At 68.9% G+C, this 14,538-nt stretch carries 14 protein-coding genes; 4 read left to right on the top strand and 10 right to left on the bottom strand.

Going from position 1 to position 14,538, the window contains the following annotated elements; genetic code table 11:
• Positions 1-62: 62 nt before the first annotated feature.
• Positions 63-581 carry a MarR family winged helix-turn-helix transcriptional regulator gene (locus Q8W67_RS21230; protein ID WP_305549709.1) on the top strand — a complete coding sequence of 173 codons (519 nt, stop codon included), beginning with the start codon at positions 63-65 and terminating at the stop codon, positions 579-581.
• A gap of 26 nt (positions 582-607) precedes the next feature.
• On the opposite strand, the gene atzF is transcribed toward Q8W67_RS21230, so the two are convergent.
• From atzF to Q8W67_RS21205, 5 genes are all read right to left on the bottom strand, one after another.
• Complete coding sequence (atzF, locus tag Q8W67_RS21225; protein ID WP_305549707.1) at positions 608-2,467, bottom strand: allophanate hydrolase; 1,860 nt, start codon at positions 2,465-2,467, stop codon at positions 608-610.
• A 68-nt stretch (positions 2,468-2,535) separates the two neighbouring features.
• Positions 2,536-3,450, bottom strand: a complete 915-nt coding sequence (locus Q8W67_RS21220; RefSeq protein ID WP_305549705.1) for a polysaccharide deacetylase family protein — start codon at positions 3,448-3,450, stop codon at positions 2,536-2,538.
• Positions 3,450-4,232 (bottom strand): ABC transporter ATP-binding protein, encoded by a 783-nt coding sequence (locus Q8W67_RS21215; RefSeq protein WP_305549703.1) that lies wholly within the window; start codon positions 4,230-4,232, stop codon positions 3,450-3,452. Before Q8W67_RS21215 ends, Q8W67_RS21220 begins: the two co-directional genes overlap by 1 nt.
• Positions 4,225-5,085, bottom strand: a complete 861-nt coding sequence (locus tag Q8W67_RS21210) for an ABC transporter permease (protein WP_305549701.1) — start codon at positions 5,083-5,085, stop codon at positions 4,225-4,227. Before Q8W67_RS21210 ends, Q8W67_RS21215 begins: the two co-directional genes overlap by 8 nt.
• A complete protein-coding gene (locus Q8W67_RS21205; RefSeq protein WP_305549699.1) occupies positions 5,082-6,035 on the bottom strand; it encodes an ABC transporter substrate-binding protein in 954 nt (317 codons plus the stop codon). Before Q8W67_RS21205 ends, Q8W67_RS21210 begins: the two co-directional genes overlap by 4 nt.
• 118 nt (positions 6,036-6,153) lie before the next feature.
• On the opposite strand from Q8W67_RS21205, the gene Q8W67_RS21200 reads away from it, so the two are divergent.
• Entirely contained in the window at positions 6,154-7,050 is an 897-nt protein-coding gene (locus tag Q8W67_RS21200) for a LysR family transcriptional regulator (protein ID WP_305549697.1), read from the top strand.
• Positions 7,051-7,476: 426 nt separating this feature from the next.
• Here the strand turns inward: Q8W67_RS21200 and Q8W67_RS21195 are convergent, their stop codons facing one another.
• From Q8W67_RS21195 to solA, 5 genes are all read right to left on the bottom strand, one after another.
• A complete protein-coding gene (locus Q8W67_RS21195; protein ID WP_305549695.1) occupies positions 7,477-8,241 on the bottom strand; it encodes an amino acid ABC transporter ATP-binding protein in 765 nt (254 codons plus the stop codon).
• 17 nt (positions 8,242-8,258) lie between these two features.
• Entirely contained in the window at positions 8,259-9,092 is an 834-nt protein-coding gene (locus tag Q8W67_RS21190; RefSeq protein ID WP_305549693.1) for an amino acid ABC transporter permease, read from the bottom strand.
• Entirely contained in the window at positions 9,089-9,838 is a 750-nt protein-coding gene (locus tag Q8W67_RS21185) for an amino acid ABC transporter permease (protein ID WP_305549691.1), read from the bottom strand. The genes Q8W67_RS21190 and Q8W67_RS21185 overlap by 4 nt, the downstream gene beginning before the upstream one ends.
• Before the next feature lie 46 nt (positions 9,839-9,884).
• Positions 9,885-10,727, bottom strand: a complete 843-nt coding sequence (locus Q8W67_RS21180) for a transporter substrate-binding domain-containing protein (protein ID WP_305549689.1) — start codon at positions 10,725-10,727, stop codon at positions 9,885-9,887.
• A 71-nt stretch (positions 10,728-10,798) separates the two neighbouring features.
• Positions 10,799-11,968 carry an N-methyl-L-tryptophan oxidase gene (gene solA / locus Q8W67_RS21175; protein WP_305549687.1) on the bottom strand — a complete coding sequence of 390 codons (1,170 nt, stop codon included), beginning with the start codon at positions 11,966-11,968 and terminating at the stop codon, positions 10,799-10,801.
• Between the two features lie 176 nt (positions 11,969-12,144).
• Between solA and Q8W67_RS21170 the strand changes: the two genes are divergently transcribed.
• Both Q8W67_RS21170 and Q8W67_RS21165 read left to right on the top strand, forming a co-directional pair.
• The gene (locus Q8W67_RS21170) at positions 12,145-13,182 is read left to right on the top strand and encodes a GlxA family transcriptional regulator (protein WP_305549799.1); all 1,038 of its coding nucleotides are present in this window, start codon (positions 12,145-12,147) and stop codon (positions 13,180-13,182) included.
• Between the two features lie 218 nt (positions 13,183-13,400).
• Positions 13,401-14,512 (top strand): IS3 family transposase gene (locus tag Q8W67_RS21165; protein ID WP_305549685.1). Its coding sequence is split into 2 segments (ribosomal slippage): positions 13,401-13,650 and positions 13,650-14,512, totalling 1,113 coding nucleotides; the frame shifts between segments, so codons are not numbered across the junction.
• The last annotated feature ends 26 nt before the right edge of the window (positions 14,513-14,538 follow it).

The raw sequence follows: 14,538 nt of genomic DNA, 5'->3' as shown, positions 1-14,538 counted from the left end.
TGCTTCGTATCCAACTTCGCATAGGGCGTGCCAGGATGGGAAGCGTTCTGCGGAGACGGACGATGGATGAGGCCCTCCAGGCCGGACTGGCAGAGGGGACGGCTGCGGCGGAGGCCCCGGCAGAAGCGCGGTGCTGGCCCTTGGTCGAGCGCCCGGGCTTCCTCGCCCGACGCATGCATCAGATCCACGTCAGCCTTTTCTCAGAGCGATGTGCCGCTTTCCGCATCACGCCGCTGCAGTACAGCCTGCTTTCTCTCCTTCGAGACCTACGCGAGGCCGATCAGACCACGCTCTCGAACGCGGTCGCCCTCGACCGGACGACGACCACGGGTGCCCTCAAGCGGCTTGCCGCCCGCGGGTTGGTCAGCCGCTCGACTTCGCCCACGGATCGCCGGGCGCAGGTCTGCCGCCTGACAGCCGAGGGAGCGGCGCTTCACAGCGCCATGGAGCCGGCGGCGCGGGAGGCCCACGCTCTGACCGTGGAGGCACTCACTCCAACCGAGCAGGACCTTCTCACCAAGCTCCTGAGACGTGTCATCGAGGGTCACGGTCACCGGAGAGGCCAAGCCGACATCGAGTAGGTCGGCTCTCGTCGAAGCCTTGCGCCTCACTCCTTTGAATCCCGATCAGCTACGTCCGCGACAACGTCCGTGTGCGATCGCTGGGCTGCCGCATGGCTGGCAATGTAACGACGCCAGCCGCTGAACCGGGTGATGTCGGTCGCGCCGTCGATCCCGGCGGCCTCGACCAGAAAGCCCTTCGGCGCGGTGCCGTCGGCGAGCCGCACGGTGCCGATCCCAAGCGGTGCGGGGATGCCGGCCACGAACGCCCCGAAAGCGGCGGGCGCCAGCGCCCATACCTCCGTCTCGATGGGGCCGCCACCGCCTTCGACCACGCGCAGAAGGCCCGGGCGCTGCGGCGGTCCGCCGGGCAGGACGTGGAGGCGATAATCCGGTCCGGTCTCCGCCGCGCGCAGGTAACGCGCCCCTCGCTCGGTCAACTCGCGATTGAGGGGTAGCCCCGATAGATGCGCACCGACGACGACCAGCTCGATCTCACCCGGCTTGGCGCGAGCCGCCCCCGCTTCCGCCGCCGGCACGGGCAGCGTTCCCGCACCGATCCGCGGGGCCGCCACCGCGTGCAGGCGCGCGCCGAGCGCGGCGAGCAACCCGTCATGCCCGCGCGGCGCGAGCAGCGTGACGCCCGAGGGAAAGCCGTCAGCCCGTTCATGCCCCGGGACCGCGAGGGCGCACCAGTCCAACAGGTTCACGAAGTTGGTGTAGGTCCCGAGTTCGCTGTTCGGCCCGATCGGGTCGGCCCTCACGGCGGCGCAGGTCTGCGGGCGCGGGTAGGTCGGCACGGCGAGCACGTCCACATAGTCCCAGAGCGCATCCGCGGCCCGGCGCAGCTCCGCAAGGCGATAGAGGCCGGCGAAGGCGTCCGCCGCGCTGTGCCGGTCGGCGGCGCCGATCACCGCCCGCGTCGTGGGGTGCAGGATATCCGGGCGCGTCTCCATCACCGGGCGGATCGCCGCGTAGCGCTCGGCGACCCAGGGCCCGTCGTAGAGCAGACCCGAGACCGCAAACATCGGCGCGAAATCGACCGGCGCGGCTGCGCCGGCGAGCTCTTCGAGGTCGGCGACCGTCGCGGCAAAGGCAGCCTCCGAGAGCCCGTCCCCGCCGAAGCGGAGGCTCGCCGCATCCGGCACGCCGAGCCGCAGGCCGGGCGGAAGGCCGGCGGGGACGGAGGCTACAGGAAGGGCTCGCGACCAGGGATCGGCGCCGTCGGGGCCGGCCATGACGCGGAAGGCCGCGTCGGCGTCGGCGACCGTTCCGGCAAAGACCGACAGCGTGTCGAGCGTGCGGCAGGCCGGCAGCATGCCCCGGGTGGAGATCGCCCCGAGGGAGGGCTTGAGCCCGACGACGTTGTTGAGCCCCGCCGGCACTCGGCCGGAGCCCGCCGTGTCGGTGCCGATTGCGAAGGTCACGATCCCATGGGCAACGGCAACGGCGGAGCCGCTGCTGGAGCCGCCGGGCACGTAGGCCGGATCGATCGCGTTGCGCGGGGCCGGGTAGGGCGTCCGCAGGCCGACGAGCCCCGTGGCGAACTGGTCGAGATTGGTCTTGCCGATCAGGATCGCCCCGGCCGCGAGCAGGCGCGCCACCGCGGGCGCCGTCTCGACAGGGGTATAGGCGAAGTCCGGGCAGGCGGCGGTGGTCGGCAGGCCGGCCACGTCGATGTTGTCCTTGACGGCGAAGGGGATTCCCCAGAGCGGCCTGGACACGGGATCGAAGGGCGGAAGCGCGGCGGCGGCATCGCGCACCGCGCCCTCCGGCACCAGCGCGATGAAGATGCCGGGGTCGTCGATCGCGGCGAGCCGCCGGTAGGCCTCGGCCACGACGGCGCGCGGGTCGAGGCCCGCGGCATAGGCCGCGTGCAGGAGCGGGATCGTCGGGAAGGGCGGCACGGCGGCTCCTCGTGTCCGGGCTCAGGGCGTGCGCCGGCCGCATCACGGCGGCGCGGCCGGCGCGTTGGTCAGGACTCGTCGCCGGTCGCGCGATACCAGTCGAGGATCTCGCCGCCCTGCATGAAGACCACGTCGCTGCGCGCCATGAGTGCGTCGAGCAGACGTTCGAGCAGGCCGATGCGGTGCGGCACGCCGGTGATGTAGGGATGGATCGCGAAGCTCATCACTTTGGCGCCCCCGAGGGGGCCGGAGCCGGCCGCCTCGGCCGAGAGGCGGTCGAGGTTGGCGAGCGCCCGTTCTACGAACTCGTCGGCCCGGTGATGCTGGATGGCCAGCAGCGGGATGTCGTTCAGCTCGACCGAGTAGGGCAGCGCCACGAGGGGTCCCGAGCGCGTGGCCACCCGGCAGGGGCGGTCATCGACCACGAAGTCGCCGACGTACTCGATGCCCGCTTCATGCAGGAGGTCGGGCGTGTCGAGGGTCTCGGTGAGGCCCGGCCCGAGCCAGCCGCGCGGCAGACGCCCGGTTACGTCCGCGATCGCCGCGACCGTGCGGGCGATCATCCCGGGCTGGTCCTCGATCCGGTGGGTCGGGACTTGGTGGAATCCGTGGGCCATGAAGTCCCAGCCGGCTTCATGTGCGGCGCACGCGATGCGGGGATAGGCGGTGCAGACCGAGCCATTGATCGACAGGGTCGGGCGGATGCCGCGGCTGGCGAACGCCTCGAGGAAGCGCCAGAAGCCCACCCGCATGCCGTACTCGTGCCACGCCCAGTTCGGCAGGTCGGGCAGCAGGCTCGCGGCGGTCGGCGGCACCAGGATCTGGCGCGGCATGGGGTGGTCGATCAGCCAGTGCTCGACATTGACCACGGGCCAGACGGCGACGTGCTTGCCGCCGGGCAGCGCCAGGGGCAGCCGGTCGACGGCGGCGCGGTAGGCGAGGCGGTTCTCGGGCCGCCGGGGATCGTCGAAGGCGATGTCCATCAGGCGGCCGCCCGCGGGGCGTGGTGGCTGTGAAGCTGCGCGGCCAGCATCCGGCGCAGGTCGTTGAAGGCCGGGCTCGACACGTCGCGCCGCCGCGGCAGATCGACGGCGTGCACCGCCTCGATCCGGCCGGGGCCCGGCGACATCATCACGATGCGGTCCGCCAGGAAGATCGCCTCCTCGATGGCGTGGGTCACGAACAGGATCGTCAGCCCCGTGCGGGACCAGAGGTCGAGGAGCTCGTCCTGGAGGCGCTCGCGGGTCATGGCGTCCAGTGCCCCGAAGGGCTCGTCCATCAGCACCACCTCGGCCTCGTTGGCGAGCACGCGGGCGATGGCGACGCGCTGCTTCATGCCGCCCGAGAGCTGGTGCGGGTAGGCGTCAGCGAAGGCCTGGAGGCCGACGAGGGCGATGTAGCGCTCGGCGGTGTCGCGCACCTCGGCGGAAGGCCGCCCACGCGCCTTGGGGCCGAAGCCGATATTGTCGCGCACGGTCAGCCACGGGAACAGGCCGTAATCCTGGAAGACCATGCCGCGGCTCGGCCCAGGACCTAGAATGGGCTTGCCCCACATCAGTGCCTCGCCGGCACTCGGCGCCTCGAAGCCGGCGGCCACGCGCAGCAGCGTCGACTTCCCGCAGCCGGAGGCGCCGAGGAGGCAGACGAACTCCCCGCGTTCGACGGTGAGGTTCGCCTCGCGCAGCGCCTCGGTCCTGCGCCCGCCCGCCGCATAGGTCTTCGAGACCGCGCGCATGTCGAGGATCGGGATCGTGGGGTCAGCCATGGTTCGGGCTCCAGGCGAGCAGCCGGCGGCCGAGCAGCATGACCAGCCAGTCGGAGACGAAGCCCGCGACCCCGATCACCGCCATGCCGCAGATCACGATCTCGGTGCGCGAGAGCTGGCGCGCCTCCATGATGATCGCCCCGAGGCCGGTCTGGACGCCGGTCATCTCGCCGACCACGATCACCACCCAGGCGAAGCCTAACCCGAGCCGGAGGCCGGTGAAGATCGACGGCAGGGCGGCCGGCAGCACCACCCGGAGGAACTGCGCGGCCCCGGTGCATCCCAGCATCGCGGCCGCCTCGAACAGCCGCGGCTCCACAGAGCGCACCCCGAACACGGTGTTGACCAGGATCGGGTAGAACGCCCCGAGGAAGACCAGGAAGAAGGCCGAGCGGGGCCCGAGGCCGAACAGGATCATCGCCAGCGGCAGCCACGCGGTGACCGGGACGGGCCGCAGGACCTGCAGGACGGGATCGAGGAGCGCCCGGATGAGCGGGACCCGGCCGATCAGCAGACCAAGCGGCAGGGCGGCGGCGGCCGCCAGCGCGAAGCCGCCGTAGACGCGGCCGAGCGAGGCCGCGAGATGCGTCCACAGGGTGCCGCTGAACGCGTCGTCGTTGACGCCCCCGACCGCGAGATCGCGCAGCTCGGCCCAGACCTCGGCGGGCGGCGGGATCAGGCTGTAGGGCCGGCCCGCGGTGGTAAACTGCCAGACAGCGACCAGCGCCGCGGGCACGACGCAGGCCAGCGCCAATCGGCGCAGGCGGGCGAGCCCGACGCCGGCCCGATCGGCCTTGCGGGCAGGCGCGGGCATCGTCGCCGGCAGGGCGCCGGCCTCGATCCCGGTGCTCACGCTCGCCCCATCGCGTCGACGAAGCGGGTGTCGATGAAGCCGGGCTCAGGCAGGCGCTTGATCTGCTTGAGCGCGAGCATGTGCTGCGCGTAGGCGCCGGCCTGCCGGACCTCGTCCGGCCCCAGGCGCCAAGTCAGCTCGACATTCGGCGCCGAGCGTTCCAGCGCCTCGCGCTTCTGGCCGAGCTTGGCCACCGCCATGGCGATCATCGCCTCGCGGTCGCCGGCCGCGAAGTCCGTGGCCTTGCGGTGGATCTCCAGCATGGTCCGGACCAAGTCGGGACGCTCGGCCAGCGTGTCGCGGTGGGCCCCGAACACCATGTTCAGGGATCCCATCTCGGTGCCGTAGGGATATTCGACGAGTTGCCCCACGCCCGATGCGAGGCTGACGCCGGGGCCCGGTTCGGCGCCGACATAGGCGTCGACGTCGCCGCGCGCGAGGGCGATGTGCATCTCCGAGAAGGAGACCCGCACGGGGGTGATGTCCTTCACGGAGAGGCCCTCCATGCGCATCCGCTCCAGGACGAAGACCTCCTGGGTGCTGCCGGGCCAGATCGCGACCCGCTTGCCGCGTAGGTCCTTGATGGCGTGGATGTCGGAATCCTTCCTGGCGATCACCGCCATCCCGCGGTTGCAGGTGGAGGCGATGACCACGAGCGGTTCGCCCGCGGCGGCCCCCAGCGTCGCGGCGGCGATGCCGAAAGTCCCGAAGTCCACCGACTTGGTCACGACGGCGTTCTTGCACTCGGTCGGGCTCTCGAACGGCACCACCTCCACCTTCACGCCCGCCGGGGTGAAGCGCTCGTAGAAGCTCGGCGCGATCGAGTGGATCAGCTTGAGCGACCCCATACGGATCGTCACGGGCGCGCCCTGAGCGCGCGCGCCGCCGGACAGGGGTCCGAGGGTAAGGCCGGCCCCGAGACCGGCCAGAAGGGTGCGGCGGCGGATCATCGAACGGTTCCTGCAGAGTCCCGATGCTGAAGAAGCTATGAGCGGGGTCTGTTGCAAGGAAGTGCTATTTTCTGAGTATGCCGTTGCATTTCAGGCAACGGAACCGCAGGATGCGGGCGTGAAACATCTGCGCACGGTCACCTACGTCGCCGAGGTCGCCCGCGCCGGCTCGATCCGGCGCGCGGCGGAGCGGCTGAACATCACGCCGTCGGCCCTCACCCGGCAGATCCAGGACCTCGAATACGAGCTCGGCACGCCGATCTTCGAGCGTCTCGCACAGGGCATGCGGCTCAACGCGGCCGGCGAATTGTTCGCCCGGCACATCCGCGATCAGATGGCGGATCTCGACCGTGTCCGCTCGCAGATCGCCGACCTGTCGGGGGTACGGCGGGGGCATGTAGCACTCGCCTGCAGCCAAGCCTTCGTCACTCAGGTGGTGCCGGAGGAGGTCGAGGCCTATCGCGCCCGGTTTCCCCAGGTCGGCTTCACGGTCCAGGTCCGCGACCACGCGCAGGCCGTGACCGCGCTGGCGGCCTTCGAGGCGGACCTCGCCCTGATCCTGCAGCCGCCGCCCTCGGCGGAGCTGCACCCTCTCTATTCCGGCCACCAGACCCTGTGCGTGCTGATGCGCACCGGCCACGCGCTGGCGGCCGAGACGGGGCCGCTCCGGCTGCGCGACTGCCTCGCCCACGCCCTGGCGTTGCCCGACCATTCGCTCGCCATCCGCCACCACATCGAGCACGCGCTCGCCCGACGCGGCGTCGAGCTCCGGCCGGTCGTCGAGTCGGGCTCGCTGGAATTCCTCCGAAACCTCACCCTGAGGGAGGACGTGATCAGCCTGCAGATCCCCAGCGGCATCCCGGAGGATCCGCGCCTGCGCAGCCGCCCGATCGACACCCGCGATCTCACGCCCATGACGCTGGTTCTGGCTCAGCTGCGCGGGCGATCGCTCTCGGTGGCCGCGGCCAAGTTCGCCGATCAGCTCGTCGTTCGGCTTAACCGGGAAGGGGCCTGACGGGCCGTTCAATTTCGCATCGTTGCCGATGTCGGACGCTCTGACGAGCAGCCTGGAGGCGGCAGACGGGTGCATCATTCGCGCTCCCGGCGTTGCAGCGTCAGGGCGACCAAACCGGGCCGTTGCTCGGTGCCGCTTCGCATCGGGAGCCGCGGCTGGCTTGCCGCGTGAACCCGGCCATTCCGCTGGGTGCCCATTCCAGTCGTCAAAGCGTTCCGCATCGCCAGCCGAAGCGAATGTCATTGGCCCGGGACGCTGCAATGGGGTGATTGTAGTCCGGCCTCCGCCAAGTTCTGGAAGAACCGGCGCTGGCACTCGATCGTCGTCGACAATGCGGCGGGCAGCCAAGCGGCAAGTCCAAGTCCCGACGGCGCATCGGAGGGATCACGTCGCCGCCAGCGGACAGCCAAATGGCGCGATGGGGCTTCAGAGAACTTGCGAGAGGAATCGGCGGGTGCGCTCGTCCTGCGCGGACGCGAAGAACGTCGCTGGCGGCCCATGCTCGACGATCACGCCGCGGTCGGTGAAGTAGATGTGGTCGGCCACATCACGGGCGAAGTTCATCTCGTGGGTCACGAGCAGGCAGGTCATGCCTTCCTCGGCGAGTTCGCGGATGGTGACCAGCACCTCCTTGACCGTCTCCGGGTCGAGGGCGGCGGTGACCTCGTCGAACAGCATCACGTCGGGCCGCATCGCGAGCGAGCGGGCGATGGCCACACGCTGCTGCTGGCCGCCGGAGAGCTCGCCGGGATAGGCATCCTCTTTGCCGGCCAGCCGCACCTTGGCCAGCAGCGCGCGGGCCCGGACCTCGACCTCGCGACGGTCTTGCCCGAGTACGTGGATCGGAGCCATCATCACGTTGGCGAGCGCGGTCTTGTGCGGGAACAGGTTGTACTGCTGGAATACCATGCCGACCTTGCGGCGCAGGGCCAGTTTGTCGAGCTTCGGGTCGGCGACCTCGATCCCCTCGACGCGGATCGTGCCCGCGGTGACCGGCACGAGGGCGTTGATGCAGCGGATCAGCGTCGACTTGCCCGAGCCCGAGGGCCCGATGATGCAGACCACCTCCCCCTTGCGCACGTCGAAGCTGATGCCCTTCAGCACCTCGAACGAACCGAAAGACTTGTGCACGTCAATCAACTGCACGATCGGCTGATCGGGGGACCAGTCTTCAGGTCGGGGGCCGGCCATGGTCAGGTGGTCTCGGTTCAGCGGGTCTCGAAGCGCCGCTCTAGGCGAGCGGTCAGCCGGTCGATCGGGTAGCAGTAGAGGAAGAAGCATAGCAGGGCGAAGCCGTAGAGCGGCGCGAACAGCTCCGGCCTCCCCCCCTCGGCCGCGTGGACCTGTGCGGTAAGGGTCAGCATCTCGGTGACCCCGACGATCGAGGCCTGCACGGTCGCCATCGCGATCAGGGCGTAGACGTTCATCCAGGGCGGCAGCATGCGCTTGGCGCATTGCGGCAGGATGATCCGCCACAGGATCTGCCGGCGGGTGAAGGCCAGGGATTCGGCAGCCTCCCACTGCGTCGTCGGCACGGAGCGCACCGCTCCGCGGACGATTTCGGCAACGTTGGCCATCACCGGCAGACTGAACCCGAACGTCGCCTTGACCCAGTCGGGCAGCGGCACGCGAAGGCCGAAGACTGTGACCTGGAACGGCACCAGGAACATCACGAAGAACAGCAGTACCAGCCAGGGCACGTTGCGGAAGACCTGCGTCACGGCCCAGGCGACGCGGCGCAGGACCGCGCCCTCGGCGAGCATGGCGAGTCCGAGCCCCGTGCCGGCCAGCGTGCCGAGGAGCATCGCCATCAGCGAGATCGCGACGTTGAAGGCGAAGCCCGTGAGCAGAAGCGGCGCCCATTTGAGCACCACCTCCAGCGGCGGCAGCGAGGCCGTCCCGGCCTGGGCCCAGGCCGGGAGCGCGACCGTACCGAGGCCGCAGAGAAGCCACGCATGGGCCGGGCGCAGCCGCGCCTCGCTGCGCGGGGCCACGAAGGGCAGCAGGACCGGCAGGCCGCCTGGACGATCGGGCCCGCTCATCGGCCGTAGCCCGGGATGCGCAGCGCCCGCTCCCAGCGATGCATAATCCACACGAGCAATCCGACGAGGACGGCATAGGTGGCGAGCAACACGAGCATCATCTCGAGGACGTTCTGCGACTCGGACCAGATCTGCTTGACCGCGTAGAGAGTCTCGGGGACGGCGATGGCGTAGGCGAGCGTCGTGGTCTTCAGGAGGTTGATCAGGTTGTTGTTCAGCGCCGGCAGGCAGACCCGTAGCGCGAGCGGCAGGACGACGTGGCGGTAGGCCTTGAACCGGGTGTAGCCGAGGGCCTCGGCGGCCTCGGCGGTCGTCCTCGGCACCGCCTCGATGCCGGAGCGGAAGATCTCGACGTTGAATGCCCCCGCAAACAGCGAGAGGGAGAGGATCGCCCATTGCACGTTGTCGAGGAGCGGAATTCGCAGGCCGTCCGCCGTGCGCAAAGCCGGCAGCAGGGTGCCGAGGCCGAAGTAGAAGAAAAAGATCTGTACCAGGGGCGGTGTGTTGCGGAAGACCACGACGAAGCCGTTGACAAGCCCCCGCAGCAGGCGGGACGGGCCGCTCTGCAGCAGCGCTCCCACCGCGCCGATCACGAGACTCGCCAGGATGGTGGTGACGCTGAGCAGCAGCGTCATCCGCAGGCCGCCGATGTAGCGGTTCCAGTCATAAGGGTCATAAAAGACCGTGAAGTTGAGGCCCGTGGTCTCGTAGAGACGCTGAAACCAACCCTGCACGGCCTCGATCATCGCGCGCCCCGCGACGGATCGCGCGAAGTTACTGGATGCACGCGCATCAGTTGGTGGCGTTCTTGTATTTTTCGTGCATCGCCTTCGAGTACGTGGTCGGCTCGATGCCCCACTTCTTCTCCTCGTCGACGATTAGACCGGTCTTCATCCAGTCTTTGGTCGCGGTCTCCACCATCGTCTGGAGCGACGTGTTCCCTGGCGCCACTGCCATCATCCAAGGTGCATCCATGATGCCCTGGAGCGGCAGGGCGTATCCGGCCTTCCAGTCGTCGTCGAGGAGCTTACCCTGGAGCATGCTCTGGTCGTAGAGGTAGCCGAGACAATTGCCCTGCTTGAGTGCGAAGAGCGGCTTCTCGGAACCGTCGAAGGCGACGATCTCCGGACCATAGGTCCGCGCGACGTCCTTGTTGTACCACGCTCCCGAGGTCGCGCAGAGCGGCTTGCCCTTCAACTGCGCCCAGTCCGTGATGCCCGACGTCTTGGGCAGGAGCACGTTGACGAAGTCCGAGTAGTATTGCGGGTCGATGGCCTGCACCACGCGCCGCCGCTCGGGCTTGTCCGACAGCGTGGCGATCAGCAGGTCGACCTTGCCCTGCTGCAGGAACTCGATCCGGTTCGCCGAGACGACAGGCACCAGCTCGAGCTTCACGCCGAGCCGCTTGGCGAGGTCGGCCGCGAGGTCGGGCTCGAGGCCGATGATCGCCCCGCTCGGATCGCGGAAGCCGAACGGCTTGTAGTCCGCCTTCACGCCGACGATCAGCGTCCCGCGCTGCTTGATCGCCTCGACCCCGTCGGCGGCCTCGGCCCGACCGAGCGTCGCCAGGGTCGACGTCGCAGCAAGCGCGGCCAGCACGCCGGCTGTCGTGATGGCGCGAATGGTCTGTCGCATCGGATCGGTCCTGTCCTTTGGGGCTGAATGTGACACAGCTCGAAGCAATCGACGAGCCATCAGCGGGTGCTTCAGCAGAAGCGGGCGAGGGCAAACGGGGCGAGGTCGACCAGACCGCCGCCGCCGGCCAGCTCCGCGGCCACCGCCTCGCCGATGCCGGCCGAGTGCTTGAAGCCGTGGCCGGAGCAGGCGGAGACCACGAGCACGCGGTCCATCTCCGGGTGCCGGTCGATGATGAAACCACGATCGGGGGTCACCGTGTAGACGCAGGCCGCGGCCTGGACGACGTCCGGGGTCGCGCCGGCCAGCCGGCCTCTGACGCGCAGCCGGTACATCTCGGCTGACTCCAGCGGATCGATCCGGCGCTCGACCGCCTCGGCGGTGGTGGTGGTGCTGTACTGCTCCGTCGCGACCTTGATGGAGCGAGAGCCCGGCATCGGCGGGAAGCCGTAGAGGTAGTCCGTGTCCCCCGTCCCGTACATCCAGATGAAGACCGGCGCCCGCGGCCCGTAAGCCGAATCATCCTCCAGGGCGTACCAATGCAGCAACTGGCGCCGGACCGTGAGAAGCCTGTCGAACGGGCGGCCGAGAAGCGGGGCGGTCCAGGCGCCCGCGGTGACGACGGCGCGGTCCGCCAGGACCACGCCGTCCGCGGTCTCGATATGGACGCCGGCGTCGTCCTGCCGAAGCGCTACCACCTCGCACCCCGTTCTGGTCTCGGCCCCCAACTCGCCGGCGCGCCGCAGCTGCGCCGCGACACAGCGCTCCGGGAACACGTATCCGCCATCGGGCTCGTAGTAGGCCTTCTCGTCGCCGGCGAGGTTCATGAATTGCGGGAACCGGCGCCCGACCTCGCCTCCGTCGAGCACCTCGTGGACGATCCCGGACGCCTGCGCGGCGGCGATCGAACGGCCGACGAAGTCCGGCTTGCCGTGATGGGAGGAGATGCCGTTACCGGGGGCCATGACGAGGGCGCCGCAGGCATTCAGCAAGGCCTCGCCCGTCTGCGCCTCCAGTTCGCGCCAGATGCGGTGAGAGGCGGTGACGAACGGAACGTAGTCGCGCCCCTCGCCGACCGCTTGGCGGGTGATACGCGTCTCGCCGTGGCTCGACCCGAAGGCATGCGGCGGCACGAAGCGATCGAGTCCGATCACCGCGGCGCCTCTACGAGCCAACTGATAGAGGGCAGCGCTTCCCATCGCGCCCAAACCCAGCACCGCGACGTCCAACCGTTCGACCATCAGACGGCCTCACGCAGGGGAGCTCGATAGCAGCCCCCATCCCGGATCGGGAAGGCGTGCCGGGGCGCGTCGGGGTCGGGCATCTGTGAACGTCCTTTGACGGTGACGTCGAACGACCTCGAAGATGGCCGGTCGTGACCGTTGCGTTTGCCCACAAGGGACGCTTTCTTGCCCGTATGGGACAAGCGGATGCGGAATGGCGCGGCGATACCCGCTCGGCGCCCGGCGACTTCCAGCAGGAGATCGGCTTCATTCTCGTTCCCGGTTTCGCTCTGCTGTCGTTCGCCTCGGCCTGCGAGCCCTTCCGGGCCGCCAACCGGCTTGCCGGACGCGATCTCTACCGGCTGCGCTACTTCGGCGAGACGGCGGAGGGTCGGGTCGCCGCCTCGTCCGGGGTGGAGGTCCCCACCGAAGGGTTGCCCCGCGAGCACGGAGACCTCCACACCGTGTTCGTCTGCGCGGGCGGTGAGCCGACAGATTGGCATCGACCGGCCATCCACGCCGCGCTGCGGCGCCTCGCCCGGTTCGGTGTCCGCATCGGAGGCATCTCGGGGGGCGCCTATCTCCTGGCCGCAGCGGGGCTCCTCGCGGACCGTCCGTTCACCATCCACTGGGAATACGCCGGCGCCACGGTCGAAGCGTTCCCGGATCTCCCCCTCACGCGCGCTCGCTACGTCGTGGATCCAGTTCGCCTCACCTGTGGTGGCGGCGTCGCGCCTCTGGATATGATCCATACCCTCATCGCTGCGCGCATGGGGGAAGCGTTCGCACGGCGCGTCTCGGATTGGTTCCTTCACACGGCGATCGGTGCCGCTGCCGATCCGCAGCGAGCCTCCACGGCTGAACGCTACGGCGTCCACCATGCCACCCTGCTCTTCGTCATCGAGACGATGGAGAAGACCGTGGAAGCGCCGCTCGGCCGTTCCGCGATGGCCGGCCTTGCATCGATCAGTGAGCGTCACCTCGATCGCCTGTTCCTGGACAAATGCGGCCTGAGCTTCTCGGCCCAATATCGAGCGATCCGCCTAACCCATGCCCGGCGCCTCCTGCGCCAGAGCCCCCTCAAGATCAGTGAGATCGCGACGGCCAGCGGATTCTCAAGCGTCGCTCACTTCTCGCGTTGCTATCGAATTGGCTTCGGTTGCAGTCCGTCCGCGGAACGACAAAGACTCTCTCGAAATTTAGTGGGTGATTCGAAAAGCCGCTCACAATAGCATTCAGATTGATCATGACGAGAAAAAAACTTATCGAGCCACGACGTAGCAGTTTCGCGTCACGAGCGGTTGTTGGCCCGATGCCTGCGAGCGGACATTCGGCTTTGAACCGATTGTGTTGAAAAATTCGTGACCGGGTCAAAGCACCAGTGCTGCTGACCTTGCCCCCTGGTCTGCCCTCGTTCTGAAGCTAGGGTCCGTCGATGAGGAGACGGACGATGAAGAAGAGCCGGTTCAGCGAAGAACAGATCATCGGCATCCTGAAGGAGCAGCAGGCTGGGCTGCCAGTGGCTGAGATCTGTCGCCGCCACGGCATCAGCGATGCGACCTTCTACACGTGGCGCTCGCGTTTCGGCGGCATGGAAGTCTCGGACGCGCGCCGTCTGAAGGCGCTCGACGAGGAGAACCGCAAGCTCAAGAAGCTCCTGGCCGAGGCGATGCTCGACGTGGCCACGCTTCGCGAGGCGATGGGAAAAAACTTCTGACGCCCAGCGCACGGAGAACGGCCGTGAGCTGGGCCATTGAGGAGAAGGGCTACTCGCAGCGTCGCGCCTGTGGGCTGATCGGCCTGGAGCCGAAGTCGTACCGCTACGCCTCGACCCGCGGCGACGATGCGACCGTGCGGGCACGCCTGCGCAGCCTGGCTGGCGAGCGCCGCCGTTTCGGCTATCGGCGTCTGCTGATCTTGCTGCGCCGGGAGGGCCTCACGCTGAACCACAAGAAGCTCTTCCGCCTCTATCGGGAAGAGCGGCTGTCGGTGCGCAGGCGTGGTGGTCGCAAACGGGCCCTTGGCACGCGAGCGCCGGCCGCCGTGCCCCAGGAGCCGAACCAGCGCTGGAGCCTCGACTTCGTCTCGGACATGCTCGACGATGGACGGCGCTTCCGCATCCTCGTCGTGGTCGACGACTGCACCCGGGAGTGCTTGGCGCTGGTGGTCGACACGTCGCTGTCCGGGCGGCGGGTCGCGCGCGAACTCGACCGGATCATCGCTGGCCGGGGCAAGCCACTGATGATCGTCTCGGACAATGGCACCGAGCTGACCTCGCACGCCATCCTGCGCTGGCAGGAGGAGCGTGCGGTCGAGTGGCACTACATCGCCCCCGGCAAGCCGCAGCAGAACGGTTTTGTCGAGAGCTTGAATGGGCGCTTGCGCGACGAGTGCCTGAACGAGCATCTGTTCCGGAGCCTGTCGGCGGCCCGGACCATCATCGAGGCCTGGCGGGTCGACTGTAACACCTGCCGCCCTCACACGAGCCTCGGCGGGCTCACCCCGAACGCGTTTGCAGCCCGGTCCCGACAGGACCAGAACCAGAACGGACTCTGGTTATGAACGGGGGCAAACAGGGGGCAAGGTCA

This window comes from Methylobacterium sp. NEAU K (assembly GCF_030700285.1).
In the GTDB taxonomy this organism is placed as follows: domain Bacteria; phylum Pseudomonadota; class Alphaproteobacteria; order Rhizobiales; family Beijerinckiaceae; genus Methylobacterium.
This window is presented reverse-complemented; position numbering and strand designations above follow the sequence as displayed.